The sequence below is a fragment of the Leifsonia lichenia genome (assembly GCF_054780215.1).
The window spans coordinates 266,769-292,007 of record NZ_BAAGWT010000009.1 but is presented as its reverse complement, the minus strand read 5'-3'; the positions used below and the strand labels follow the sequence as shown (position 1 = coordinate 292,007).

Here is a 25,239-nt window from a genome sequence, read left to right as displayed (position 1 = left end):
CCGGGTGCTGCGTACGGGTGGAACGGCCATGCGCGCACGGCCACCTAACTGTACGCGCGCTGTCTGCCCGTGCGCTGGACCCGCTTTCGTGCGCCGCCGATCACGCTCCCGTAGTGCGCGACGAGCTCGGCGCAGATCGCCTCCCAGCTCCGGCCGAGCACAGCGCGCCTGCCCGCCTCGCCCATCCGGAGTCGCAGCGGGGCGTCGGCGGCGAGCATCCTCACTGCTGCCCGCAGCGCTCTGTCGTCCGACGGCTGGACCAGCAGCCCGTCGACGCCGTGCTCGACCAGGTCGATCGGCCCTCCCGCGCGCGGTGCGACCACCGGGATTCCGGAGGCGTGGGCCTCCTGGACGGTCTGGCCGAAGGTCTCCTCCGTTCCGGTGTGGACGAACATGTCGAAACTCGCATATGCGGCGGCGAGGTCGGCACCGCCCAGCCGCCCGAGCCAGGTCACGGGCATCCCGCGCAGCTCGGCGGCGACGGTGGCGCGCGACGGCCCGTCCCCGACGATGGCGAGCTGGATGCCGGGGATGCCGCGAAGCGCGCGGAGACGTTCCACCTGCTTCTCCGGAGCGATGCGGCCGACGTACCCCACCACGAGTTCGCCGTCCGGCGACAACTGATCGCGCAGCGCGATGGCGGCCGGTGTCCTGCGATTGTTGGGGTGGTAGCGCTCCAGGTCGACCCCGCGTCCCCAGCGCGCGAGCGAGCGGACGCCCGCCGTGCGCAGGTCGTACTCCGATGCGGCGGACGGCACGAGTGTGAGGTCGGCACCCTCGTGCACCCAGCGCACGTATTTCCAGGCGATGGCCGACGTCATCCCGAGCCCGTTGCGCCTGGCGTACCCGGCGACATCCGTCTGATAGATCGCGACGGACGGCACGCCGAGCCTGTTCGCGGCGGCGATCCCCTGCGCACCCAGCAGGAAAGGGGATGCGGCGTGCAGCACGTCCGGCTCGAACCGGCTCAGGATCCGCTGCACCTGCGGGCTCGGAAGCCCGACCGGGAATTGCCGGTACGCGACTGACGGCACCTGATGCACGCGGAATCCCGCGTACTCGGCGGGTGCGCCGGCGTCCGGGCACACCACGATCGCGTCGTGCCCCGCGGCTGCCAGGTGCTCGAGCACCCGGCAGACACTGGTGGTGACCCCGTTGACTGTGGGGAGGAAGCTCTCGCTGACCACCGCTACGCGCATGTCGCCAGGCTAGGCAGCCGCGGTGACCCCGGTGTGAACGGCCGGTGTCCGGGAGCGCTCGGTATCCTTTCGACATGGCACACACCTCCAGCGCGCTCGACCGCTTCTACGCCGTGATCCCGGCCGGCGGGATCGGCTCGCGGCTCTGGCCGCTCTCGCGCGCCGACGCGCCCAAGTTCCTGCACGACCTCACCGGCTCAGGGCAGACACTGCTGCGCGACACCTGGGACAGGCTGGCGCCGCTCTCCGGCGAGCAGCGGATCATGGTCGTCACCGGCCGCGCCCACCGCGCCGCCGTCGAAGCGCAGTTGCCGACCCTCGCAGACCACAACGTGGTCCTGGAGTCCGAGCCGCGCGACTCCACCGCAGCGATCGGCCTCGCCGCGGCGATCCTGGAGCGCAGGGAGCCCGGCGTGATCATCGGATCGTTCGCCGCCGACCACGTCATCAAGAACCTCCCCCTGTTCGGCGCTGCCGTGCGGGAGGCCGTCGCCTCCGCAGACGCCGGGTACATCACCACCATCGGCATCCGGCCGACGGAGCCCGCTGTCGGCTTCGGCTACATCCGCACCGGAGACGGGCTGGCCATCGACGGGGCGCCGAGCGCGCTGTCGGTGACCGAGTTCGTCGAGAAGCCCGACCTGGAGACCGCGGAGAGCTACCTGGCGAGCGGCGCGTACCTCTGGAACGCGAGTATGTTCATCTCCCGCGCCGACCGCCTGCTGGAGGAGATCGGCCGCTCCAAGCCGGAGCTCCACGCCGGGCTGCTCGAGCTGGCGGAGGCGTGGGACGAGCCTGCCACGCGCGGCCCGGCCGTCGACCGCATCTGGCCGGGGCTCGAGAAGATCGCGATCGACTACGCCGTGGCGGAGCCGGCGGCGAGCAGGGGCGCGCTCTCCGTGATCCCCGGATACTTCGACTGGGACGACGTCGGAGACTTCGCCTCCCTCGCCAAGCTCAACTCCGGCGGCCGCAAGTCCGACCTCGCGATCCTCGGGGAGAACGCTCGCGTGCTCTCCGACGCCTCCAGCGGAATCGTGGTGAGCCAGTCCGGCCGGGTGATCAGCCTCATCGGCGTCAAGGACATCGTGGTCGTCGACACTCCGGATGCGCTGCTCGTCACGACGAGCGAGAACGCCCAGAGGGTGAAGGCCGTCGTGGACGCGCTGAAGCTCACCGGCTCCAGCGACGTGTTGTAAGGAACTCCGCCATCCTGATGCGCTAGCGTTCCGTCCTGCGCCTGCCGCGCACCCGAAGTCCCGGCAGCCGTCCTGGGGGTGGAGTTCGCATGTTCGACGCGCTGCTGACGACCGATGTCGTCGATGGCCCTGTCATCGTGACGGTGCTGGCCGTCGCGGCCGCCGCTGCCGCGCTCCTGCTGGCACGCCGGCCGAGCGTGCGCTGGCTGGTCACCGCTCTGTCCGCCATCGCGGCCGGCCTCGTGGTCTCCGTGGGAATCTGGCTCGTCGCGGTGCGCTGGCTCGACCTGTTCGGAACGTCGCTCGGCCTGGTGAACTACGCGTGGATCACCGCGACCTGCTGTGCGGTCGCGCTCGCGGTCGTGAACCTGTGGCGGTCTCCCCGGTGGCGGAAGATCGTCGCCGTCGCGTGCATCCCGGTGTTCATCGCGGCCGGCACGCTCGCGGTGAACGCGACGTACGGGATCAACCGCACGCTCGGCAACCTGCTCTCCATCTCGACGGACAAACCGATCCGGCTCACCCCGCCGACAGCAGCATCCGGATACGACACGCAGCTCTGGAAGCACTGGAAAGCTCCGGCCGACCTCCCGGAGCACGGCAGGACGGGCAGCCAGGTCATCCCGAACACCGGGTCGGGATTCTCCTCCAGGCCCGCGGGAATCTACCTGCCGCCCGCCGCCCTCGTCGCGAACCCGCCGCCGCTCCCCCTCGTCGTGATGCTGATGGGTCAGCCTGGCAACCCCGATCCGTACCAGGCCGCGGCGGTGCTCGATCCGATCGCCGCAAAGCACGGAGGCCTCGCACCAATCGTCATCGTCGCCGACCAGCTCGGCGACCCGCTCCGCGACCCGCTCTGCCTCGACACGAAGCGGTTCGGGAAGGCGCAGACGTTCCTCACAGGCGACGTGGTCGACTGGGCGCAGAAGCACCTCAACATCACCCACGACCGCCGGTTCTGGACCATCGCCGGATACTCCAACGGCGGCCAGTGCGCACTGTCGATCGCGGTCAAGCGGCCTGACCTGTTCTCGAACCTGATCGACATCTCCGGAGAGGAGTTCCCCGGCTCCGACCACGAGGCCGCCGTCCTCCACGACGTGTTCGGCGGCGACAAGGACGCATACGAGGACCAGAAGCCGCTCCGCATCATGCACGGAAAGGACTTCCGGCACACGACGGCCGTCTTCACCGTCGGCTCCGACGACGCGATGTACCGCCCCGTCGCCCTCCGGGTCGCAGCGGCCGCCCGCCAGGTGGGGATGAACGTGGACTACCACGAGGTGCAGAACGGCGGGCACGTGCAGAAGGCTCTCACCGGCGGACTCGAAGAGGGCTTCCGGGTCCTCTATCCCGTGCTCGGGCTCTCGGCGCCGTCCTGACCCGATTTGTCTCGACGTCGAGATACTTAGGCCTGCCTAAGCAGCGTGAAACAGCCGTGCGGCATAGACTGGTACGGCGCTCAAGCGCGTCAGCAAGCGACCACAACCAGGGAGGGTTGTTCGTGCCAGATCAAGCGGCAGGAACCCTGCAGCCGACCAAGAACAGGCCGGGCGGGACACTGTACCGGGGCCGAGAGGGAATGTGGTCGTGGGTGCTGCACCGCATCACCGGCGTCGCCATCTTCTTCTTCCTTCTCGTGCACATCCTCGACACCTCGCTCGTCCGGGTCAGCCCCGAGGCATACAACGCGGTGATCGGGACGTACAAGAACCCCATCATGGGACTCGGTGAGATCGCCCTCGTCGGCGCCATCATGTTCCACGCCTTCAACGGCATCCGGATCATCCTCATCGACTTCTGGAGCAAGGGCGTCAAGTACCAGAAGGTCATGTTCTACGTCGTGATCGTGATCTGGGTCGTGCTCATGGCCGGCTTCGTTCCGGTGCAGCTCATCCACATCTTCGGAGAGGGGCACTGACCATGACCACCATCGAAGCGCCTCGCACCCCGTCCCGTCCCGCCCGCAAGGGCGTCAACTGGGAGAAATGGGGCTGGATCTACATGCGCGCGTCCGGCGTGCTGCTGATCGTCCTCATCTTCGGTCACCTGTTCGTCAACCTCGTCATGGGAGAGGGCGTCAAGCAGATCGACTTCGCCTTCATCGGCGGCAAGTACGCCACGCCGTTCTGGCAGGTCTGGGACCTCCTGATGCTCTGGCTCGCCATGATCCACGGTGGCAACGGGATGCGCACCCTGGTCAACGACTACTCGTACAACAAGGTGGTCAACCGCATCCTGAAGGGCGCGATCCTCGCCGCCGTCGTCGTGCTCGTGGTCCTCGGCACGCTCGTGATCTTCACCTTCGAACCCTGCCCAGCAGGCGCTCCGGCCGATCTTCTGCCGTCGTTCTGCCCGGTCAAGTAATCACCTAGTAGCCAACGACTACGGAAAACGCTGTGACAACTGAAACCTCTGAATCGACCGTCATCGACGGCGTCCACTACCACGAGTTCGACATCGTCATCGTCGGCGCAGGCGGCGCAGGGATGCGCGCCGCGATCGAAGCCGGTCCGCACGCCAAGACCGCGGTGATCTCGAAGCTCTACCCCACCCGCTCCCACACGGGAGCCGCGCAGGGCGGCATGGCCGCAGCGCTGGCGAACGTGGAAGAGGACAACTGGGAGTGGCACACCTTCGACACCGTCAAGGGCGGCGACTACCTCGTCGACCAGGACGCCGCCGAGATCCTCGCCAAGGAAGCCATCGACGCGGTCATCGACCTCGAGAACATGGGCCTGCCGTTCAACCGCACGCCGGAGGGCAAGATCGACCAGCGCCGCTTCGGCGGCCACACCCGCGACCACGGCAAGGCGCCCGTTCGCCGCGCCTGCTATGCCGCGGACCGCACCGGCCACATGATCCTGCAGACGCTGTTCCAGAACTGCGTCAAGCTCGGCATCAACTTCTTCAACGAGTACTACGTCCTCGACGTGATCATGAACGAGGTGGACGGCGTCGACCAGCCGGCCGGCGTCGTCGCGTACGAGCTGGCCACCGGCGAGCTGCACGTCTTCCACTCGAAGGCGATCATCTTCGCCACGGGCGGCTTCGGCAAGATCTACAAGACCACCTCCAACGCCCACACCCTCACCGGTGACGGCGTCGGCATCATCTGGCGCAAGAAGCTCCCGCTCGAAGACATGGAGTTCTTCCAGTTCCACCCGACCGGCCTCGCGGGCCTCGGCATCCTGCTCACCGAGGGCGCCCGCGGTGAGGGCGCGATCCTCCGCAACGCGAGCGGTGAGCGCTTCATGGAGCGCTACGCCCCCACCATCAAAGACCTCGCTCCGCGCGACATCGTCGCCCGCTGCATGGTCCAGGAGGTCGCTGAGGGCCGAGGAGCCGGTCCCCACAAGGACTACGTGCTACTCGACTGCACGCACCTGGGCGCGGAGGTCCTCGAGACCAAGCTGCCGGACATCACCGAGTTCGCCCGCACCTACCTCGGCGTCGACCCCGTTGTCGAGCCTGTGCCGGTGATGCCGACCGCGCACTACGCGATGGGCGGCATCCCGACCAACACGGCCGCCGAGGTACTGCGCGACAACACCACGGTCGTTCCCGGCCTCTATGCCGCCGGCGAGTGCGCGTGCGTCTCGGTGCACGGCTCCAACCGCCTCGGCACCAACTCGCTGCTCGACATCAACGTGTTCGGCAAGCGAGCGGGCAACAACGCTGTCGAGTACGTCAAGACGGCGACCGCCGTCCCTCTGCCGGAAGACCCCGCGAAGGCCGTCCGCGAGATGATCGACGGACTCCGCAACGGAACGGGCACGGAGCGCATCGCAGCCATCCGCAAGGAGCTGCAGGACGAGATGGACAAGAACGCCCAGGTGTTCCGCACCGACGAGTCCCTCGCGAAGGTCACCACGACCATCCACGAGCTGCGCGACCGTTACCGCAACATCGTGGTGCAGGACAAGGGCAAGCGCTTCAACACAGACCTCCTCGAGGCTGTGGAGCTCGGCTTCCTGCTCGACCTCGCCGAGGTCGTGGTGTACTCCGCGCGCAACCGCCAGGAGAGCCGCGGCGGCCACATGCGCGACGACTACCCCAAGCGCGACGACGAGAACTTCATGAAGCACACCATGGCGTACCTGTCCGGCGACCCGCACTCGTCCGACGCCGCCGACCACATTCGACTCGACTGGAAACCGGTCGTCGTGACCAACTACCAGCCGATGGAGAGGAAGTACTGATGTCGAACGCCGTGCTCGAGACTCCGCCCGCACCCGAGGCGCCGATCCAGTCGTTCACCGTGACCCTGATCATCCGTCGTTTCGACCCGGATGTGGACACGGAACCGCGCTGGCAGGACTTCGACGTCGAGATGTTCCCGACCGACCGCATCCTGGACGCGCTGCACAAGATCAAGTGGGAGCAGGACGGTTCGCTGACCTTCCGCCGCTCCTGCGCCCATGGCATCTGCGGTTCGGACGCCATGCGCATCAACGGCCGCAACCGCCTCGCCTGCAAGACGCTGATCAAGGACCTCGACATCTCGAAGCCGATCTACGTCGAGGCGATCAAGGGCCTGCCGCTGGAGAAGGACCTCATCGTGGACATGGAGCCGTTCTTCGCCTCCTACCGCGAGGTGCAGCCCTTCCTCGTCGCGAACAGCGCTCCCCCGAAGGACAAGGAGCGCATCCAGTCGGTCGCCGACCGCGCCCGGTTCGACGACACCACCAAGTGCATCCTGTGCGCGGCGTGCACCTCGTCGTGCCCGGTGTTCTGGACGGACGGCCAGTACTTCGGCCCCGCGGCGATCGTCAACGCGCACCGCTTCATCTTCGACTCCCGCGACGACAACTCGCAGGTGCGCCTCGACATCCTCAACGACAAGGAAGGCGTGTGGCGCTGCCGCACCACCTTCAACTGCACCGACGCGTGCCCCCGCGGCATCCAGGTGACGCAGGCCATCGCCGAGGTCAAGCAGGCCATCATGCGCGGCAAGCGCTAGTCGTCCTCGTCGATTTCATCGACTGGTCCCGAATCGCCGTGTGCGCACCAGCACGCGCGGCAATTCGGGACCACTCGTTTTAACGGCGACCTGCCTCGATAGGCTGGGGCCGTGGCCAGGAAGTCGAGACAGGGCGTCGCACCCGTGCGTCCCGATCCGGCGTTGCAGCGCGCCGAGGGCACGATCGAGCCGGAATCCGAGTCGCTGAGAACCAGGATCACCGAGGCAACGGAGCCGTTGCGCGAGCGGTTGGAGAAGCCGGTCGCGCGGGTCACCATCTGGGCGAAGTGGGTAAAAGCCCTCCGGCCGTACCGCGTCTACATGAACTTCTCGTACAGCGACGGCAACCTGCGCGCGGCCGGAATGGGCTACCAGTCGCTGTTCGCGATCTTCGCCGCGATCTGGGTCGCGTTCTCGGTGGCGGGGATCTGGCTGACGAGCAACCCGGACGTGCTGGAAGCGCTGACGACCCTGATCAACCGCGCGGTCCCCGGTCTCATCGCGGTGAACGGCCAGCCGGGTGCCATCCAGATGTCCCAGCTCGAAAGCGCCACGTCGTTCGGCTGGACGGGCGTGATCGCCGCGATCGGCCTGATCTGGACGGCGATCGGCTGGCTTTACTACACCAGACAAGCCGTCCGGGCGGTGTTCGGCCTCACCAGGGACACCACGAACTACGTGCTGCAGAAGGTCCGCGACCTCGGCCTCGCCCTCCTGTTCGGCATCGTGCTGCTGGTGTCTGCGGTGCTCACCATCATCAGCACCGAGGCCCTCACCTTCGTGCTCGACCTGATCGGACTCGGCGACTCGTTCTGGACCAACCTGGTCGCGCGGGTCTCCGGCCTGTTCGTCTCCGTGCTCCTCAACATCGTCACGCTCGGTGCCATGTTCCGGGTGCTCGCGCGCGTGGCGGTGCCGTGGCGCAACCTCTTCTTCGGCACGCTGCTCGGCAGCCTCACGCTCGCCGGGCTGAGCACCCTGGCCGGCGTCTTCCTCGGCGGGGCGACCAAGAACCCGCTTCTGGCGACGTTCGCGGTGTTCATCGGTCTGCTGATCTGGTTCAACTTCGTCTCGCGGGTGATCCTGCTCGCCGCATCCTGGATCGCTGTCGGGATGTTCGACCGCGGACTCTCTCCTCGCCTGGTCACGCCGGAGCAGGCGGCGGCGGAGAAGGCTGCGGCAGAGCACCAGGCTCGCGTCGTCGTGGCCAAGGCCGAGCTCGAACAGGCCAAGGATGCGCTCGCCTCCGCCCGCTGGCTCGGCCGCCTGCGCGCGCAGCGTGCCGTCGAGCGTGCCCAGAACAACCTCAACGACGTGCTCGACGAGGGGACCGTCGGTCGTCCCCGGTAGGCTTGATCCATGCCTTCGAAGCCCGTGCGTATCGCCACGATCAACACCAACGGCATCCGCGCCGCCTTCCGCAAGGGCATGGGCGCGTGGCTCGACAACCGGGATGTGGACATCCTCGCCATTCAGGAGGTCCGGGCATCCACGGAGGACATCCAGGCGCTGCTCGGTGAGGAGTGGGACATCCTGCACGACCCTGCGACGGCCAAGGGCCGGGCTGGGGTCGCCATCGCGAGCAGGCACCGCGCATCCATCCACCGGGTGGAGCTGGGCGCCGAGGAGTTCGACAGCGCGGGGCGCTGGCTGGAGGCCGACTACGAGGTGGCAGGCAAGATCATCACCGTGGTGAGCACCTACGTGCACTCCGGAGAGGCCGACTCCCCCAAGCAGGTCGAGAAGTACAAATTCCTGGATGCGATGGAGGCCCGGCTGCCCGAGCTCCAGAAGCACAGCGAGTATGCCGTCGTTCTGGGCGACCTGAACGTCGGGCACCGCACGCTCGACATCCGCAACTGGAAGGGCAACGTCAAGCGCGCCGGCTTCCTGCCGGACGAGCGGGCGTACTTCGACCGCTTCGTCGGCGCCGAGGGCGACGACGACTACAACGCGGGCGGCGGCCTCGGCTGGGTCGACGTCGGACGCAAGTGGGCCGGCGAGGTCGACGGCCCGTACACCTGGTGGTCGTGGCGCGGACAGGCGTTCGACAACGACACCGGATGGCGCATCGACTACCAGCTCGCGACCCCCGCCCTCGCGGCGACGGTGAAGCACTACGCGGTCGATCGGGCGGAAGCCTACGACGAGCGATGGTCGGACCACACTCCCGTGGTCGTCGACTACGCCATCTGACCCGCTTCTCCACTCTTCAGACCTTCAAGGACACCCCATGAGCTCTCTCCCCCGCCTCTATTCGGGCATGCAACCCTCGGCCGACTCGCTGCAGCTCGGCAACTACATCGGTGCGCTGCTGCAGTGGAAAGAACTGCAGACCACCCACGACGCGTTCTTCTCCGTCGTCGACATGCACGCGATCACGGTCGCCCAGGAACCGGCCGAACTGCGCGAGAAGACGCGCAGGACGGCGGCGCAGTACATCGCGGCCGGGATCGACCCGTCAGCGTCCACGCTGTACGTGCAGTCGCACGTCCCCGCGCACGCCGAGCTCGCCTGGGTGCTGAACACCATCACCGGGTTCGGCGAGGCGTCGCGCATGACGCAGTTCAAAGACAAGTCGGCCAAGCAGGGGGCGGAGGCGACATCGGTCGGCCTGTTCGCGTATCCCGTGCTGATGGCTGCGGACATCCTGCTCTACGGCGCGGAGGTCGTGCCCGTCGGTGACGACCAGCGCCAGCACGTCGAGCTGACCCGCGATCTGGCGGAGCGCTTCAACAGCAGGTTCGGCGAGACGTTCGTGGTGCCGCAGGCGATGATCCTCAAGGAGAGCGCCCGCATCTACGACCTCCAGAATCCCACGGCCAAGATGTCGAAGTCGGCGGAGTCGCACGCGGGCGTTGTGTGGCTGCTCGACGAGCCGTCGGTGACCCAGAAGAAGATCATGCGCGCCGTGACCGACACCGACGGCGTCGTGTCGTTCGACCGCGAAGGCAAGCCGGGCATCTCCAACCTGTTGACCATCTACGCGTCGCTCTCCGGCCGCAGCGTCGAGTCGATCGAGCTGGAGTACGACGGCAAGGGCTACGGCGACTTCAAGAAGGGCCTCGCCGAGGTCGTGGTCGAGACCTTCGCGCCCGTGCGCCAGCGCGCGCTCGAACTGCTCGACGATCCGGCAGAGCTCGACCGCATCCTCGCCAGGAACGCGGCCCGCGCGGAGGAGGTCGCGGAGCAGACGCTTGCGACGGCCTACGACCGTATCGGCTTCCTGCGCAGGGCGCGCTGAGGTCGAACGATGACGGTGGAATCCACGCGTGAGCCGATCGTCCTGACCGGCCGGCGCGTCGTGCTGTCCGTGCCGGGCGCTGCCGACATCGACCGGGTGACCGAGCTGTGCACCGAACCGTCGATCGCGCGGTGGACCACCGTGCCGTCCCCGTACGTAAGGGAGAACGCCGAGACCTTCGTGCTCGACATCGTTCCAGCCGGGTGGACGAGCGGGGCGTCGCGCACCTGGGCCATCCGGGAGTCGGAGGAGGGCGAGCTGATCGGCATGATCGGGCTCGACGGCATCCGCGACGGCGAAGCGGAGATCGGCTTCTGGCTGGCACCGGATGCGCGGGGCAGAGGCCTGATGACCGCGGCCGTTGAACTCGCGATCGATCACGCGTTCGCGCCGGAGCCGGTGGGCCTGGGGCTCGAGCGCCTGGTCTGGCGGGCATTCGTCGGGAACGCGGCCAGCGCATCCGTCGCCCGCCGTGCAGGGTTCCGGTTCGAGGGCACGCGCCGCGCGGGAGGAGTTCAGCGCGGCGCCCGCCTGGACGACTGGCAGGCTGCGCTGCTGCCCTCGGATCCGCGCGAGCAGGCGGGCGACTGGCCGGACGCGACCTCCGTGCAGGCCGACGCATGAGTGCACCGTCCGTCGTGCTGTTCGACCTGGACGACACCCTGTTCGCACACCGGGCCGCTGTGGCCGCCGGCATTCAGAAGCACGTGTCGACGCTGGGCACTCCGTACGGCGCGCTCGACGCCGCCACGACGGTGTCGTTCTGGCACGACCTGGAAGAGACGCACTACCACTCCTACCTCGCCGGACGTCTCGACTTCGAGGGGCAGCGCCGGGCGCGCGCCCGCGACTTTGCCGCCCGGCACGGCGTGGCCCTCGACGACGCGGCGGCGAGCGTGTGGTTCGCGACCTATTTCGAGCGCTATGTGGAGAGCTGGGCGCTGCACGACGACGCGCTGCCGTGCCTGGATGCGCTGGCCGAGCACATCCCCGGGGTGCGGTTCGGCCTCATCACGAACGGCGACCTGGCGTTCCAGACCCGGAAGGTGACGACGGTGGCCCTCGACCAGCGCGTCGAGCACGTGATCGCCTCGGGCGAGCTGGGCGTCGTGAAGCCGGACCCGGCGATCTTCCTGCACGCCTGCGAGGTGTTCGGCGTCGCCCCAGGCGATGCGGCATACATCGGCGACCGGTTGCGCACGGACGCGATCGGCGCTGCGCAGGCGGGCCTCATCGGCGTCTGGCTCGACCGCACCGGCGAGACGCCGACACCGGAAGACGCCGCAGACGCGGCCTCGGCCGGCGTGCTGCGCATCGCGTCGCTCGCCGAGCTGCCAGCGCTGCTCGCGCGCTGACGCACGACTCAGGCAGGCTCCCGAAGCTGCTTCACATCGGTCGGATGGAGGTAATACCCGCCGTCGGCCTCGACCGCCTGAACGGTGATCTTGTCACCTTCATTCAGGTAGTCATCGACATCAATACGGCCCCCGGGCGCAACCAAATCGCGAATGATCACAGCCGGTATCAGACCACGTCGACCGTCTGTATCGAGGGCAAGCGCGAAGCGTGGCCCGACGTGCGTCACGGTCGCTTCGAGCGATCGGGTCGGTGACGAGGATTTCTGGGTGACCTCTAGGGGTGGGTCAACCTGTTCATCGAGATTTCGCGCGAGTATGTCGGCCAGCTTGTCGACCTCGTACAGCAACCCGGCCATCGTCGAGGCGAGTTCCTGATGATGCCGCGAATGCGGCAACGGCCCACTCGGCTTGTATAGATCCTCGTGCGTGAGCTCGCCCCAGGAGTCCTGGAGAAGTGTCTTCACTTGCAGTTCGACGATGACTTCACAGGATTGTTCGCCAGGAACATCGAGAGCAAGGAGTAGGTGTCGTGCTCGATAGCCGCTGTCCTTGGGGCTCGCCACATAGTCTGTGACATTTTCGTAGATTCGTATTCCCGAATCTGGTCGCCCACATCGCTTGGTGAGTTCGTTGACGAGAAGCGTTGAATCGCGGAGGGTCTTGCACAGCACCTTGATTCCAACAAGATCAGTGATGAGCGCTGGAATCTCGTCAGCCGAGAGTCCGGTGCCCCCGTCGTACTTTCTGCCGACCTTTTCGAGCGCTCGTTCCATCTGTTTGACTCTGCCCGGCCGAACAATCAACCTGGACACATCTTCACCTGCGAGGAGAGCGACACATACTTCTTCGAGAAAATTCTGCACAACTGTCAGTGCTGAATTCCATTGACGTCTGCGCCGCGCATAAAGATCGGCAAGTTGCGATTCGACCAGTGGCGCGTCGATCATGGGAATCCTTTCGAGCGGTATGTTTTTCAGATCCAAAGTAGCGGAATCCCGTGAACCGGTGCGAATTGCAGTTTGAGAGCGCGAAGACGCACGAACGCCGCCCGGCGAACCGGGCGGCGCTCATGTCGTGCGTCAGTGCGTCAGGCGTCAGGCGTTCTGCACGTCTTCGTCGACCCAGTCGAAGGTCTTCGTGACGGCCTTCTTCCAGAGGCGGAGCTGGCGGTCGCGCTCGGCGTCCTCCATCTTCGGCTCCCAACGGCTGTCCTCCTGCCAGTTCTTGCGGAGGTCGTCCAGGTTCTCCCAGAAGCCCACCGCGAGGCCGGCGGCGTACGCGGCACCCAGAGCGGTCGTCTCTGCGACGACCGGGCGGATGACGGGGACGCCGAGGATGTCGGCCTGGAACTGCATCAGCGTGTTGTTGGCGATCATGCCGCCGTCCACCTTGAGCTCGGTGAGGTCGACGCCGGAGTCGGCGTTGACCGCATCCAGCACCTCGCGGGTCTGGAAGGCCGTGGCCTCCAGCGCCGCGCGGGCGATGTGTCCCTTGTTGACGTACCGGGTGAGGCCGACGAGCGCACCGCGCGCATCCGACCGCCAGTACGGCGCGAACAGGCCGGAGAACGCGGGTACGAAGTACGCGCCGCCGTTGTCCTCGACCGTCTTGGCAAGCTCTTCGATCTCCGGGGCGCTCGAGATGATGCCCAGGTTGTCGCGGAGCCACTGCACCAGCGAACCGGTGACGGCGATGGAACCCTCGAGGGCGTAGTGCGGCTTCTCGTCGCCGAGCTTGTAGCCCAGCGTCGTCAGCAGACCGTTCTTCGAGTGGACGATCTCCTCACCCGTGTTGAAGATGAGGAAGTTGCCCGTGCCGTAGGTGTTCTTGGACTCGCCGGTGTCGAAGGCGGCCTGACCGAACGTCGCCGCCTGCTGGTCGCCGAGGATGCCTGCGACAGGCACCTCGCGGAGCAGGCTGGACGGCTCGACCTCGCCGTAGACCTCGGACGAGCTCTTGATCTCCGGGAGCATCGACTTCGGAACGCCGAACACCTCGAGGATGTCGTCGCGCCAGGTCAGCGTCTCCAGGTCCATGAACAGGGTGCGGGATGCGTTGGTCACGTCGGTGGCGTGCACACCGCCGTCCGGGCCGCCGGTCAGGTTCCAGAGCACCCACGAGTCCGTGGTGCCGAAGAGCAGGTCCCCGGCCTCCGCGCGCTCACGAGCACCCTCGACGTTCTCCAGGATCCAGACGATCTTGGTGCCGGAGAAGTAGGTCGCCAGCGGAAGGCCGACGATCTGCTTGAAACGCTCGACGCCTCCATCGGCCGCGAGGCGGTCGACGATCGGCTGGGTGCGGGTGTCCTGCCAGACGATGGCGTTGTAGACGGGCTCGCCGGTGTTCTTGTCCCAGACCACCGCGGTCTCGCGCTGGTTGGTGATGCCCACCGCCGCGATGTCGTGCCGGGTCAGGTCAGCCTTCGAGAGCGCCTGACCGATCACCTCGCGGGTGTTGTTCCAGATCTCCACCGGGTTGTGCTCCACCCAACCGGCCTTCGGGAAGATCTGCTCGTGCTCCAACTGACCGGTCGACACGATGGACCCGGACTTGTCGAAGATGATCGCGCGGGTACTGGTCGTGCCCTGATCGATGGCGACAACATAGTCGGCCATAGGTAACTCCTTTGTTTTGGGGGGTGGGACTGATGCGGGCCGGTCCGATTCCGGACCGGCCCGCGGGTGTTACTTGAGGATGGGGAGCAGGACGAGAGCCAGCCAGCCGGCGAGAAGTCCGCCGATGATCGGACCCACGACCGGGACCCAGGCGTACGACCAGTCGCTCGAGCCCTTGCCCTTGATCGGCAGGATCGCGTGCGCGATGCGCGGGCCGAGGTCACGGGCTGGGTTGATGGCGTATCCCGTAGGACCACCGAGGCTGGCGCCGATGCCGATCACCAACAGGGCGACGGGCAGAGCACCAAGAGCGGCGAGACCGGCGGCGGTTCCCGGCTGGTGACCGAACGCGATCACCACGAACACCAGCACGAAGGTGCCGATGATCTCGGTGACGAGGTTCCAGGCGTAGCTGCGGATGGCAGGGCCGGTCGAGAAGACGCCGAGCTTGTTCGCGGGCTCAGGCTCCTCGTCGAAGTGCTTCTTGTACGCCAGCCAGGTGAAGACGGCGCCGATGATGGCACCCACCAACTGGGCGAGGATGTACAGAGTCACCGATCCGAAGTTGACCGGAACCAGGGTGTGCGCAGCGGCGGAGCCGAAGGCCTTGGCGCCATTGGCGACGAGACCGAGCGTCACAGCGGGGTTCAGGTGCGCACCGGAGTTGTATGCGACGACCACACCGGAGAAGACCGCGAGGCCCCAGCCGATGTTCACCATCAGGAACCCGCCGTTGAAGCCTTTGTTCTTGATGAGTGCGACGTTCGCCACAACGCCAGTACCGAGGAGGACGAGCATCGCCGTGCCCACCATCTCCGACAGGAAATCTACACCGATATTGTCCACGTTGACCTTCCAGTTGTTCAGTTGACCCGCACCCTGTTGTGCGATGTGGTGTGGTTCTCGTCAGGGTGGGCAATTGAACGCTATTCGCGCCAGCCCACCGTGACAAGAACCGTGCTATGCACGTTCGTGCATCATCGGAGCGCTGCGGCTTCGCTGCCGTCCTCCGACTCGAGGTGCACCCGGTGGGCGTCGGCGAGTTCCGCTATGAATGCATCTTCCTCCTCGGACCGCCGGTTTGGCGACCATCCGAGCGCGTTCGCCACGATTTCGCCGACCTCGCGCACCAGCGCGCCGCTGATTCCGCCGACGAACGCGATGCTCGTGCGGCGAAGGAACACGTCGGACAGGTGTGCGACGTGCTCGGTGCGCACGAGGTAGTCGATCTCGGCGCGGGAGTAGTCACTCGCGTTGGCGAGGCGGGTGTCGTCGTCGTCGCTGCCCGCGATGGCGTCGATCACGAACGTCGCCTTGGTGCCGTAGCGGTGCAGCAACTGGGATGCGCGCTCGCTTCCGACGTCGGCGCCATACCTGGCGATCCAATCGCGCTCCGCCGCGGGGGTGGCGGGGAAGCCGACGCCGCCTCCGATGGCGAGACCGGCCGTGGAGACCGTGCGGGTGGCGCCCAGCGCATCCAGTGTCTCGTTGGCCAGGTGCTCGCTCAGCGCGCGGAACGTCGTCCACTTGCCGCCGACCAGGCTGAGGATCTTCGTGTCGCCGAGGCCGTCGATGCTGCCGGGGACGATGCGGTAGTCGCGGGACACGAACCCGGGCGCGGTGTCGTCGTGGTGCGGAAGCGGGCGGACCCCGGAGAAGCTGTAAACGATCTGCGAGCGGGTGACCGGGATCGTTGGGAAAACGTGCGAGACCAGTTCGATGAAGTAGTCGATCTCGTCCTCGGTGCACACGGCGCGCTCCGACATGTCCGCTTCGAGGTCTGTGGTGCCGACCATGACCCGGCCCTTGAGCGGATAGATGAGCACGATGCGGCCGTCGTTGTTCTCGAAGAACATCTCCCGGCCCTTGCAGGCCTCGAGCAGCTCCTGGTTGTCGAGGACGATGTGCGAGCCCTTCGTGCCGCCCATGAACTCGGTGCTGCGGCCGAGTGCCGCGTTGGTGAGGTCGGTCCACGGCCCGGAGGCGTTGACGACGACATCGGCGACGATCGAGAACTCCTCGCCTGTCTCGCGATCGCGGACGAGCACGCCGCCGTCGCGGACGCCGATCGCCTCGACGTAGTTGGCCGCACGGGCGTGCGGGCCTGCCGCAAGGCCGTCGGCGAGCACGTCAAGAGCCAGGCGCTCGGGGTCGTGGACGCTGGCGTCGAAGTAGGTGGCCGTGTACTTGATGCCGGGGTTCAGCTCCGGCTGGGTCTCGAGGGACTTCTTCTTGCCGGAGAACTGGTGGCGGGGAACGCTGCCGCCGTCGCGGGAGAACGAATCGTAGATCGTCAGGCCGGTCTTGATCAGGAACGCGCCGCGCTCCTTCGGCTTGCCCTGCTTGTGGGTGAGGAAGCGAAGCGGCGCGGCCAGGATCCCGGAGAAAGTGGAGAAGATCGGGATGGTGGTCTGCAGCGGCTTGACGTAGTGCGGCGCGATCTTCAGCAGGCCGTTGCGCTCGGTGACCGACTCCTTGACGAGACGGAACTCGCCGTTCTCCAGGTAGCGGACACCGCCGTGGATCATGTGGCTCGAGGCAGCAGATGCTCCGGACACGAAGTCGTTGCGCTCGACGAGCACGACGTCGACGCCCTGCAGGGCGAGGTCGCGGAAGGTGCCGATGCCGTTGATGCCGCCGCCGATGACGAGCACGCGGGCGTTCGGGCGGTCACGGAGGCGTTCGACCTCGCTGCGGGCTGCGTTCGACTTCGTCGTCACGGCTTTCTCCTGTGGTTCTGTCGGTGCGGGTGTCTGGCAGCTATAGTTTTCGATGCCCGGACACTTTGTTCAAGCTGGCTGCACATACGTGCAGCCGTAGCTCGACGAGAGAAGACGACACCCGATGCCCAGCCCAGAGACCGAGAACCTGCCGGAGAAGACGCGCGACGCGCTCAAAGCAGGCCATCTCTACTACATGCAGGACCTGACGATGGAAGCCATCGCCCACGAGATGCACACCTCGCGGTCCAGCGTTTCCCGCCTGCTCAGCTACGCGCGCGCATCCGGACTGGTCACCATCCAGATCGCGACGCCGCACGAGGGCGCCACCCGCATCCAGCAGGACATCCACGACCGCTACGGCATCGCGGCGCACATCGTCCCCATGCCGAGCGCCATCAGCGACGTGGACAGACTGGAGCGCGTCGCCATCTCCGCTGCACGAATTCTCGACAGGTTCATCGACTCCAACCAGACCGTCGGCATCGCCTGGGGGTCCACGATGAGCGCCCTCAGCAGGCACCTCATCCCGAAGGATCTGCACAACCTCGAGTTCGTGCAGCTCAACGGCGCAGGCAACACGTACACGACCGGCGTGCTGTACGCGTCGGAGATCCTGCGCAGGTTCGGCGACACCTTCTCCGGCACCATCCAGGAGTTCCCCGTGCCCGCCCTGTTCGACGACCCGCAGACCAAGACGGCGATGTGGCGCGAGCGCAGCACCAGGCGCATCCTCGACATCCAGGAGCGGATGGACGTGGCGATCTTCGGTCTCGGCTCCCCCTTCTCCGAGGTGCGCTCGCACGTGTACGCCGGCGGCTACCTCGACCAGGCGGACTACGCATCCCTGGATGTGTCCGGCGTGGTGGGCGACGTCGCCACGGTGTTCTTCCGTGAGGACGGCAGCCACCACGGCATCCCGCTCAACGAGAGGGCGAGCGGCCCGGACATCGACCTCATCAAGCGGGTGCCGCGCCGGGTCTGCGTCGTCTCGGGGCCGTCCAAGGTGCACAGCCTCCGCGGCGCGCTCTCCGCCGAGCTCATCACCGACCTGATCGTCGACGAGGGCACAGCGCGCGCACTGGTGTCGCTGCGAGACTGAGCGCATGACCGACTCCGCGACAGCATCCGCCTCTGCGTCCACCCCCGCCCCCGTCCTCCTCATCACGGGAACGTCGACCGGCATCGGCCGCGCCGCCGCCATCGCCGCCGCCCGCGCGGGGCACACCGTCGTCGCCACGATGCGCGACCTCGCCAAGCGCGCACCCCTCGACGCCGCAGCGCGGGATGCGGGAGTCACGCTCGACGTGCAGAGCCTGGATGTGACGAGCCCCGCATCCATCGAGGCCTGCTTCGCGCACATCCGGTCGGCGCACGGACGACTGGATGCGCTGCTCAACAACGCAGGCGCAGGCCACGTCGGCACGATCGAGGACGAATCGGTGCAGGCCGTGCGGGACGTGATGGAGGTCAACTTCTTCGGCGTCGTCGCCGTGACCAAGGCAGCGCTTCCCCTGCTGCGCGAGACGGGCGGCAGGCTGCTGACCGTCTCCAGCGTCGGCGGTGTCGTCGGCCAGCCGTTCAACGAGGCCTATTGCGCGGCGAAGTTCGCCGTCGAAGGCTTCCTGGAGTCTCTGACGCCGGTGGCCGCCGCCCTCGGCGTGCGGGTGACGGTCATCGAGCCTGGCGCCGTCTCGACCGAGTTCGTCGCGAACGTCGGAGCAGACAGCTCGGCTCCCGCGGACGAATCGCCGTACCGGCCGCTGTTCGACGCCTACCTCGCGCGCACCGCCGCCGCGTTCGACCCGGCCAACGCGCAGACGCCCGACGGTGTCGCCGACGTGATCGTCTCCGTGCTGGCGGACGAGCATCCGGCCGCTCGCGTGCAGACGTCGGAGGCGGCGCGGCGGTTCGCCGGGGTGAAGCTCGCCGACCTCGACGGCTCGACCGTCCAGGGCGTCACAGCGGGCTGGATCCGGCAGCCGTCCGCGTAACAGTGCGACGGGAATACTCGGCGAACCCACGCGTTGACTAGACTCAGAAGATAAACGTGCTCCGGGGTCGGTGAAAGTCCGAACCGGCGGTGATAGTCCGCGAGCGGGGCTGCGTGAGAGCGCAGCACTGTTGAGCCGGTGAAATTCCGGCACCGACGGTAATGGGGTCAGGCAACGCCTGGCACCTCAGTCCGGATGGGAGGCAGCACGGGTGGCGGTCGCGTGCGACCGCTCGCCACGCGACCCCGGCACACGTCTCGATTCAAGAGACAGGACCGATCTGGGATGACGTGGGACGCGGCGATGAGAACCGCCATCGAACTCGCTCACAACGGGCCGGCCACCGGCGTGAACCCGCGGGTGGGCTGCGTGATCCTCGACGCGGACGGCGCGACCATCGCGGAAGGCTGGCACCGCGGCGTCGGAACGGCGCATGCGGAAGTGGATGCGCTGTCCACGCTCGGCGAGGGAGCCGCGCGCGGCGCAACCGCCGTCGTCACGCTCGAGCCGTGCAACCACTGGGGCCACACCGGCCCGTGCTCGGAGGCCCTGATCGAGGCGGGCGTCTCGCGCGTCGTCTATGCGGTGTCCGACCCCGGTCACTCCTCCGGCGGAGGCGCAGCACGGCTGCGCGAAGCGGGAGTCGAGGTGATCGGCGGCGTCCTGGCCGACGAGGTCGAGTCGTTCCTCGACGACTGGCTCACCGCCGCACGCCTCGGGCGCCCGCACATCACCGTGAAGTGGGCGAGCAGCCTCGACGGCCGCGCGGCGGCGGATGACGGCACGAGCACCTGGATCACCGGTGCAGCAGCCAGACAGCGCGTGCACGAGCAGCGCGAAGCCTCCGACGCCATCGTGGTCGGCACGGGTACTGTGCTCGCCGACGACCCCAGCCTCACCGCCCGCGGCGACGCCGGGGAACTGATGCGCACGCAGCCGACCCCTGTGGTGGTCGGGATGCGCGCGGTGCCCAAGGACGCGGCGGTCTTCCGCCACCCGAACCCCGTCATCTTCGAGGGGACGCACGATGTGCACGAGGTGGTGGCCGACCTGTACCAGCGCGGCTTCCGCCGCGTCTACGTCGAGGGAGGGCCGACGCTCGCCAGCGCATTCGTCGAGGCGGGGCTCGTCGATGAGTTCGCGATCTACCTCGCCCCCACCCTGCTCGGCGGCGGCAGCGTCGCGCTCGGGGACATCGGCGTCAGGACCATCTCGGAGCAGCGGTTGCTGCGCATCCGGTCGATCGAGCAGTTGGGCGCCGACCTGCTGATCCGCGCCGTGCCGGAACGGCAGCGGGCGCAGCAGCAGACCACAGAGCCGTCGGGGCAGTCAGGGCAGTCAGAGCAGTCAGAGAAAGAAGGCAACTGAGCATGTTCACCGGAATCATCGAAGAGCTCGGCGAGATCGTCGCCGTCGACCTCACGGAGGACGCCGCCCGCATCACGGTGCGCGGTCCGCTCGCGGTCAGCGACGCGAAACACGGCGACTCGATCTCGGTCAGCGGCGTCTGCCTCACCGTCATCGGCCAGGATGCGCAGACGTTCACCGCCGATGTGATGGCCGAGACCCTCGCGATGAGCACGCTCGACGGCGTCCAGCCCGGCCGCACGGTGAACCTCGAACGCGCCGCACAGGTGGGCGACCGCCTCGGCGGCCATATCGTGCAGGGACACATCGACGGCACGGCCCGCGTGCTCTCCATCACGGACGGCAGCGCGTGGCGCGTCGTGCGGCTGAGCCTCGACCCTGAGCATGCGCCGCTCGTAGCCCGCAAGGGCTCGATCGCCGTCGACGGCGTCTCGCTCACGGTGAGCGAGGTCGGTGGAACCATCGACGACGGCTGGTTCGAGGTCTCCCTCATCCCGGAGACCCTCGCGGCCACCACCCTCGGCGAGCGCGCCGTCGGCGACCTCGTCAACATCGAGACGGACATCCTGGCCAGGCACGTCGAGCGGATGCTCGGCCTCGGAGTCGGCCTCGGCTCCGGCCTCGGCGGACGCGAGAGCGTGCTCCCGTCCTCCATCGCAGATCCATCGACCGCAGAACCGGAACGGAGCGCATCATGAGCCTCGCCACCATCCCCCAGGCCCTCAGCGAGCTCCGCGCCGGACGGCCGGTGATCGTCGCGGACAACGAGAGCCGCGAGAACGAGGGCGACGTCATCCTCGCCGCAGAGCTGGCCAGTCAGGAGTGGATCGCCTGGACGGTGAAGAACTCCTCCGGCTTCATCTGCGCCCCGATGACCAACGAGATCGCCGACCGGCTCGACCTCCCCGTCATGGTCGCCACCAACGAGGACGCACGCGGCACCAACTACACAGTGAGCGTGGATGCGGCCGACCGGCTCAGCACCGGCATCAGTGCCGCAGACCGCGCTCACACCCTGCGGGTGCTCGCCGACCTCGACTCCGTGCCGTCCAGCCTGCACCGGCCGGGGCACATCCTGCCGCTGCGCGCCGTCGACGGTGGCGTGCGGGAGCGCGACGGGCACACGGAGGCCGCCGTCGACCTGCTGAAGCTGGCCGGGCTCACCCCGGTGGGCGCCATCGCCGAGATCGTCGCGGATGACGGCGAGATGATGCGCCTCCCCGGCCTGATCGAGCTCGGCGAGCGCGAGGGCGTGCTCGTCATCACGATCGAGGCGCTGATCGCCTACCTGCAGGAATTCCACTGCGACCAGCAGCTGGAGACGGTCACGCCCATCCCGGAGACCTCGCGGGTGATCTTCGAGGTCGAGACCACCGTGCCGACCACGCACGGCTCGTTCAAGCTGCGCGCGTACCGCGACAGGATGACCGGAGCGGACCACGTGGCCATCGTGTCGGGGAAGCCCAGCGCATCGGGAACGCTCGTCCGGGTGCACTCGGAGTGCCTGACCGGTGAGGCGTTCGGCTCGCTCAAGTGCGAGTGCGGCCCGCAACTGGATGCGGCGCTCGACACAATCCAGCGCGAGGGCGGCGTCGTCGTCTACCTGCGCGGGCACGAGGGTCGCGGCATCGGGCTGATCAACAAGCTCCGCGCATACAAGCTGCAGGAGGAGGGCCTGGACACGCTGGACGCGAACCTCGCCCTCGGCCTGCCGATCGACGCCCGCGACTACGGCGCGGCCACGGCGATCCTGCAGGAGCTCGGCATCGAGTCGGTGCGCCTGCTGACCAACAACCCGGAGAAGGTGCGCCAGCTCGAAGAGCACGGGATCGGCGTGGAGGAGCGCGTGCCGCTTGTCGTCGGCGTCGGCACCTTCAACGAGGGCTACCTCGAAACCAAGCGTGACCGCATGGGTCACCTCTTCACCCCTGCTGAGCAGACAGCGGAAAGGACAGCACGATGAGCGGAGCGGGAGCCCCGAACGCCCAGGAGAACGTCGACGGAACCGGCCTGAACGTCGTGATCGTGGCCGGAACCTGGCACGACGAGATCACCGACGGCCTGATCGCGGGCGCAACGCGCACGCTGGAGGCCTCCGGGGCGACGTTCTCCCTGGTGCGCGTTCCCGGCAGCTTCGAGCTCCCGGTGGTGAGCAAGGCCGCCCTCGAATCCGGTGCGGATGCAGTGGTCGCCCTCGGCGTGATCATCCGTGGAGGAACGCCTCACTTCGAGTACGTCTCGTCTGCGGCGACCGACGGCCTCACCAGGGTCGCCCTCGACACCGGCAAGCCGGTCGGTTTCGGGGTGCTGACCCTCGACGACGAAGCCCAGGGCATCGACAGGGCCGGCCTGCCAGGCTCGCGCGAGGACAAGGGCGAAGAGGCGGCGCACGCTGCGCTGAGCACGGCGGTCACGCTGCGCGCGCTGCGGGGCTGAGACACCACAGACCGATGGCCCCGTTCCGCGGAACGGGGCCATCGGTCTGTCCTGTGGATCGCCGCTACGGCTTCCAGACCATCAGCACCACCACGAGCACCAGCAGGAGCGATGCGACGCCGGAGCCTGCGGCGATGGCCGGGTAGCCGCGCGACGACAGGTCGGCGGCTTCTCCTGCCGGGGTCTGGCCTGCCGCGACCGCGGCGGCGGCGCCGGATGCGCTGCGGGTCTCCAGCGCCTCGGCGGCTCGCTTCATCGCGGGCACCACGACGAACAGGGTCAGGCCGAGCGCGATGACGTAGGCGATGATCGACCACAGGATCCAGGGCGTCGTCACGGTGGTCTTGTACTTCGGGTCGGACATCCCCATCACACCGAAGCCGAACACGATCACGAGCAGCGAAAGCAGCGAGAAGAGGTTGGTCGACTTCGCCAGCGTTGCCACCTGCGCGGAGTTGCCTGCGCGGACGGCGCGCATCGCGGTCATCGGGAGGATGGCCATCGGACCGACGATGAAGACGGCCGACACGACGTGCAGAACTGCGAACAGAGTATCCATGCCCCCAGCGTAGCGACCGGCCGCATCCACGCGGATTCGAGCCGGTCGCGCCGCCGACGTATGGTGGAGGGGCGCCACAAGCGCCGCATCCACACCATTTCTGCTCACGAGTTCGCGAGACGCCCGACCGACGCCCGCATCCACCAGCATCGTCCTCTGTTCGTCACGCACCCCGGAAGTAGTACCTCCATGTCTTCGACGGCCTCCGTCACCCCACCAGCCGCACCAGCGAACACGCGCGGTCGTGTCATCCTCGCCAGCCTCATCGGCACCTCGATCGAGTTCTACGACTTCTACGTCTACGCGACCGCCGCGGTTCTTGTGTTCCCCGCACTGTTCTTCACGAACGAAGACCCGACCACGGCGCTCCTCGCATCGTTCGCCGTCTTCGGCGTCGCGTTCATCGCCCGCCCGGTCGGGTCGATCCTGTTCGGCCACTTCGGCGACCGGATCGGCCGCAAGGGCACGCTCGTGGGCTCGCTGCTCACGATGGGCATCGCGACCGTCCTCATCGGCTGCCTGCCCACCGCGCAGGTGCCCGGCTGGGAGTTCTGGGCGCCGTTCCTCCTCGTCGTGATGCGGTTCTGCCAGGGTCTCGGGCTCGGCGGAGAGTGGAGCGGCGCGGCATTGCTGGCGACGGAGAACGCCCCGGCAGGCAAGCGCGCGATCTACGGCACGTTCCCGCAGCTCGGCGCACCGATCGGCTTCATCATCGCCAATCTGCTGTTCCTGGCGCTCAACCTGTCGATGAGTCAGGAGGCGTTCAGCGCGTGGGGCTGGCGCGTGCCGTTCCTGCTCAGCGCCATCCTGGTGATCGTCGGCCTGTACGTGCGGCTCAAGCTGGTGGAGACCCCGGCGTTCCAGAAGGTCGTCGACACCGGTGACGTGGCCAAGCTGCCGCTGGCCCGCGTGTTCAAGACGAGCTGGTACCAGATCATCCTCGGCACGTTCATCATGCTGGCCACCTACGTGCTGTTCTACCTGATGACCGCGTTCACCCTCACCTATGGCACCACGGCCGCCACGGAGGCCACGGCCCGCGCCGCCGCCGAGAAGGCGGGCAAGACGTTCGACCCGAGCACGTTCGTGCCCGGTCTCGGATACACCCGCAACGAGTTCCTGATCATGCTCATCATCGGTGTCGTGTTCTTCGGTGTCTTCACCCTGGTCGCCGGACCGCTCGCCGAGCGCTTCGGGCGCCGCAAGACGCTGATCTGGGTGACGCTCGGCATCATCGTCTTCGGCCTGCTGTTCGTCCCGCTCTTCGGCGGCGGCTTCGTCGGCACGATGGCGCTGCTCATCGTCGGCTTCACGCTGATGGGGCTGACCTTCGGGCCGATGGGCGCCGAGCTGCCGGAGTTGTTCCCGACCAACGTGCGCTACACGGGCTCCGCGATCAGCTACAACCTGTCCAGCGTGCTCGGCGCGGCCGTGGCCCCGACCATCGCGGTCTGGCTGTGGACCATCGCGCACGGTTCAACCCTCTGGGTGGGCATCTACCTGTCCGGCGCCGGCGTCCTCACCCTCATCGCGCTGTTCCTCAGCAAGGAGACGAAGGACATCGACTTCTAGGGCACACGACTC

The 25,239-nt window shown here is 67.5% G+C and carries 24 protein-coding genes and 1 riboswitch; of the genes, 18 read left to right on the top strand and 6 right to left on the bottom strand.

Translation table 11 applies throughout. The features are described 5' to 3' along the window. Nucleotides 1–44 precede the first annotated feature (44 nt). On the bottom strand, nucleotides 45–1,199 hold the full coding sequence (locus ACYVGI_RS16415; RefSeq protein ID WP_460633658.1) for a glycosyltransferase family 4 protein: 1,155 nt from the start codon (nucleotides 1,197–1,199) through the stop codon (nucleotides 45–47). A 74-nt stretch (nucleotides 1,200–1,273) separates the two neighbouring features. On the opposite strand from ACYVGI_RS16415, the gene ACYVGI_RS16410 reads away from it, so the two are divergent. The 11 genes from ACYVGI_RS16410 (at nucleotide 1,274) to ACYVGI_RS16360 (ending at nucleotide 11,960) form a co-directional block, all read left to right on the top strand. After that, nucleotides 1,274–2,398: a mannose-1-phosphate guanylyltransferase gene (locus ACYVGI_RS16410; RefSeq protein WP_460633657.1), complete on the top strand. Its 1,125-nt coding sequence runs from the start codon at nucleotides 1,274–1,276 to the stop codon at nucleotides 2,396–2,398. An 89-nt stretch (nucleotides 2,399–2,487) separates the two neighbouring features. Continuing rightward, the gene (locus tag ACYVGI_RS16405) at nucleotides 2,488–3,780 is read left to right on the top strand and encodes an alpha/beta hydrolase (RefSeq protein WP_460633656.1); all 1,293 of its coding nucleotides are present in this window, start codon (nucleotides 2,488–2,490) and stop codon (nucleotides 3,778–3,780) included. A gap of 122 nt (nucleotides 3,781–3,902) precedes the next feature. Further along, nucleotides 3,903–4,319, top strand: a complete 417-nt coding sequence (gene sdhC / locus ACYVGI_RS16400) for a succinate dehydrogenase, cytochrome b556 subunit (protein WP_460633655.1) — start codon at nucleotides 3,903–3,905, stop codon at nucleotides 4,317–4,319. Between the two features lie 2 nt (nucleotides 4,320–4,321). Further along, the gene (locus ACYVGI_RS16395) at nucleotides 4,322–4,765 is read left to right on the top strand and encodes a succinate dehydrogenase hydrophobic membrane anchor subunit (protein ID WP_460633654.1); all 444 of its coding nucleotides are present in this window, start codon (nucleotides 4,322–4,324) and stop codon (nucleotides 4,763–4,765) included. Nucleotides 4,766–4,797: 32 nt separating this feature from the next. Beyond that, nucleotides 4,798–6,600 carry a succinate dehydrogenase flavoprotein subunit gene (gene sdhA, locus ACYVGI_RS16390; protein ID WP_402854232.1) on the top strand — a complete coding sequence of 601 codons (1,803 nt, stop codon included), beginning with the start codon at nucleotides 4,798–4,800 and terminating at the stop codon, nucleotides 6,598–6,600. Beyond that, a complete protein-coding gene (locus tag ACYVGI_RS16385) occupies nucleotides 6,600–7,361 on the top strand; it encodes a succinate dehydrogenase iron-sulfur subunit (protein WP_055890702.1) in 762 nt (253 codons plus the stop codon). The genes sdhA and ACYVGI_RS16385 overlap by 1 nt, the downstream gene beginning before the upstream one ends. A gap of 111 nt (nucleotides 7,362–7,472) precedes the next feature. Beyond that, a complete protein-coding gene (locus ACYVGI_RS16380) occupies nucleotides 7,473–8,711 on the top strand; it encodes a YihY/virulence factor BrkB family protein (protein WP_460633653.1) in 1,239 nt (412 codons plus the stop codon). Nucleotides 8,712–8,720: 9 nt separating this feature from the next. After that, nucleotides 8,721–9,557 (top strand): exodeoxyribonuclease III, encoded by an 837-nt coding sequence (locus ACYVGI_RS16375; protein ID WP_460633652.1) that lies wholly within the window; start codon nucleotides 8,721–8,723, stop codon nucleotides 9,555–9,557. A gap of 37 nt (nucleotides 9,558–9,594) precedes the next feature. Then, the gene (gene trpS / locus ACYVGI_RS16370) at nucleotides 9,595–10,605 is read left to right on the top strand and encodes a tryptophan--tRNA ligase (RefSeq protein WP_460633651.1); all 1,011 of its coding nucleotides are present in this window, start codon (nucleotides 9,595–9,597) and stop codon (nucleotides 10,603–10,605) included. Nucleotides 10,606–10,614: 9 nt separating this feature from the next. Next, nucleotides 10,615–11,229 (top strand): GNAT family N-acetyltransferase, encoded by a 615-nt coding sequence (locus ACYVGI_RS16365; protein WP_460633650.1) that lies wholly within the window; start codon nucleotides 10,615–10,617, stop codon nucleotides 11,227–11,229. Beyond that, nucleotides 11,226–11,960, top strand: coding sequence for an HAD family hydrolase (locus tag ACYVGI_RS16360; RefSeq protein WP_460633649.1), 735 nt, complete (start codon nucleotides 11,226–11,228; stop codon nucleotides 11,958–11,960). The genes ACYVGI_RS16365 and ACYVGI_RS16360 overlap by 4 nt, the downstream gene beginning before the upstream one ends. Before the next feature lie 8 nt (nucleotides 11,961–11,968). Here ACYVGI_RS16360 and ACYVGI_RS16355 read toward each other — a convergent pair whose 3' ends face one another. From ACYVGI_RS16355 to ACYVGI_RS16340, 4 genes are all read right to left on the bottom strand, one after another. After that, nucleotides 11,969–12,910: a GTP pyrophosphokinase gene (locus ACYVGI_RS16355; protein ID WP_460633648.1), complete on the bottom strand. Its 942-nt coding sequence runs from the start codon at nucleotides 12,908–12,910 to the stop codon at nucleotides 11,969–11,971. 147 nt (nucleotides 12,911–13,057) lie between these two features. Further along, a complete protein-coding gene (gene glpK, locus ACYVGI_RS16350; RefSeq protein ID WP_460633647.1) occupies nucleotides 13,058–14,578 on the bottom strand; it encodes a glycerol kinase GlpK in 1,521 nt (506 codons plus the stop codon). Nucleotides 14,579–14,647: 69 nt separating this feature from the next. Next, nucleotides 14,648–15,376, bottom strand: coding sequence for an MIP/aquaporin family protein (locus ACYVGI_RS16345; RefSeq protein ID WP_460633814.1), 729 nt, complete (start codon nucleotides 15,374–15,376; stop codon nucleotides 14,648–14,650). A 179-nt stretch (nucleotides 15,377–15,555) separates the two neighbouring features. After that, a complete protein-coding gene (locus tag ACYVGI_RS16340; RefSeq protein ID WP_460633646.1) occupies nucleotides 15,556–17,298 on the bottom strand; it encodes a glycerol-3-phosphate dehydrogenase/oxidase in 1,743 nt (580 codons plus the stop codon). A gap of 124 nt (nucleotides 17,299–17,422) precedes the next feature. Here ACYVGI_RS16340 and ACYVGI_RS16335 point away from each other — a divergent pair, with 124 nt between their 5' ends. From ACYVGI_RS16335 to ribH, 6 genes are all read left to right on the top strand, one after another. Beyond that, nucleotides 17,423–18,400: a sugar-binding transcriptional regulator gene (locus ACYVGI_RS16335; RefSeq protein ID WP_460633645.1), complete on the top strand. Its 978-nt coding sequence runs from the start codon at nucleotides 17,423–17,425 to the stop codon at nucleotides 18,398–18,400. 4 nt (nucleotides 18,401–18,404) lie between these two features. After that, nucleotides 18,405–19,292: an SDR family NAD(P)-dependent oxidoreductase gene (locus ACYVGI_RS16330; protein WP_460633644.1), complete on the top strand. Its 888-nt coding sequence runs from the start codon at nucleotides 18,405–18,407 to the stop codon at nucleotides 19,290–19,292. A gap of 52 nt (nucleotides 19,293–19,344) precedes the next feature. Next, nucleotides 19,345–19,505: riboswitch (FMN riboswitch) on the top strand. 72 nt (nucleotides 19,506–19,577) lie between these two features. Continuing rightward, nucleotides 19,578–20,660 carry a bifunctional diaminohydroxyphosphoribosylaminopyrimidine deaminase/5-amino-6-(5-phosphoribosylamino)uracil reductase RibD gene (ribD, locus tag ACYVGI_RS16325; RefSeq protein WP_460633643.1) on the top strand — a complete coding sequence of 361 codons (1,083 nt, stop codon included), beginning with the start codon at nucleotides 19,578–19,580 and terminating at the stop codon, nucleotides 20,658–20,660. 2 nt (nucleotides 20,661–20,662) lie between these two features. Beyond that, the gene (locus ACYVGI_RS16320) at nucleotides 20,663–21,358 is read left to right on the top strand and encodes a riboflavin synthase (protein ID WP_460633642.1); all 696 of its coding nucleotides are present in this window, start codon (nucleotides 20,663–20,665) and stop codon (nucleotides 21,356–21,358) included. Beyond that, entirely contained in the window at nucleotides 21,355–22,623 is a 1,269-nt protein-coding gene (gene ribA / locus ACYVGI_RS16315; RefSeq protein WP_460633641.1) for a GTP cyclohydrolase II, read from the top strand. The genes ACYVGI_RS16320 and ribA overlap by 4 nt, the downstream gene beginning before the upstream one ends. Then, entirely contained in the window at nucleotides 22,620–23,096 is a 477-nt protein-coding gene (ribH, locus tag ACYVGI_RS16310) for a 6,7-dimethyl-8-ribityllumazine synthase (protein ID WP_460633640.1), read from the top strand. Before ribA ends, ribH begins: the two co-directional genes overlap by 4 nt. Nucleotides 23,097–23,160: 64 nt before the next feature. On the opposite strand, the gene ACYVGI_RS16305 is transcribed toward ribH, so the two are convergent. Next, nucleotides 23,161–23,655 carry a DUF2269 family protein gene (locus tag ACYVGI_RS16305; protein WP_460633639.1) on the bottom strand — a complete coding sequence of 165 codons (495 nt, stop codon included), beginning with the start codon at nucleotides 23,653–23,655 and terminating at the stop codon, nucleotides 23,161–23,163. A 189-nt stretch (nucleotides 23,656–23,844) separates the two neighbouring features. Between ACYVGI_RS16305 and ACYVGI_RS16300 the strand changes: the two genes are divergently transcribed. Then, the gene (locus tag ACYVGI_RS16300; protein ID WP_460633638.1) at nucleotides 23,845–25,227 is read left to right on the top strand and encodes an MFS transporter; all 1,383 of its coding nucleotides are present in this window, start codon (nucleotides 23,845–23,847) and stop codon (nucleotides 25,225–25,227) included. The last annotated feature ends 12 nt before the right edge of the window (nucleotides 25,228–25,239 follow it).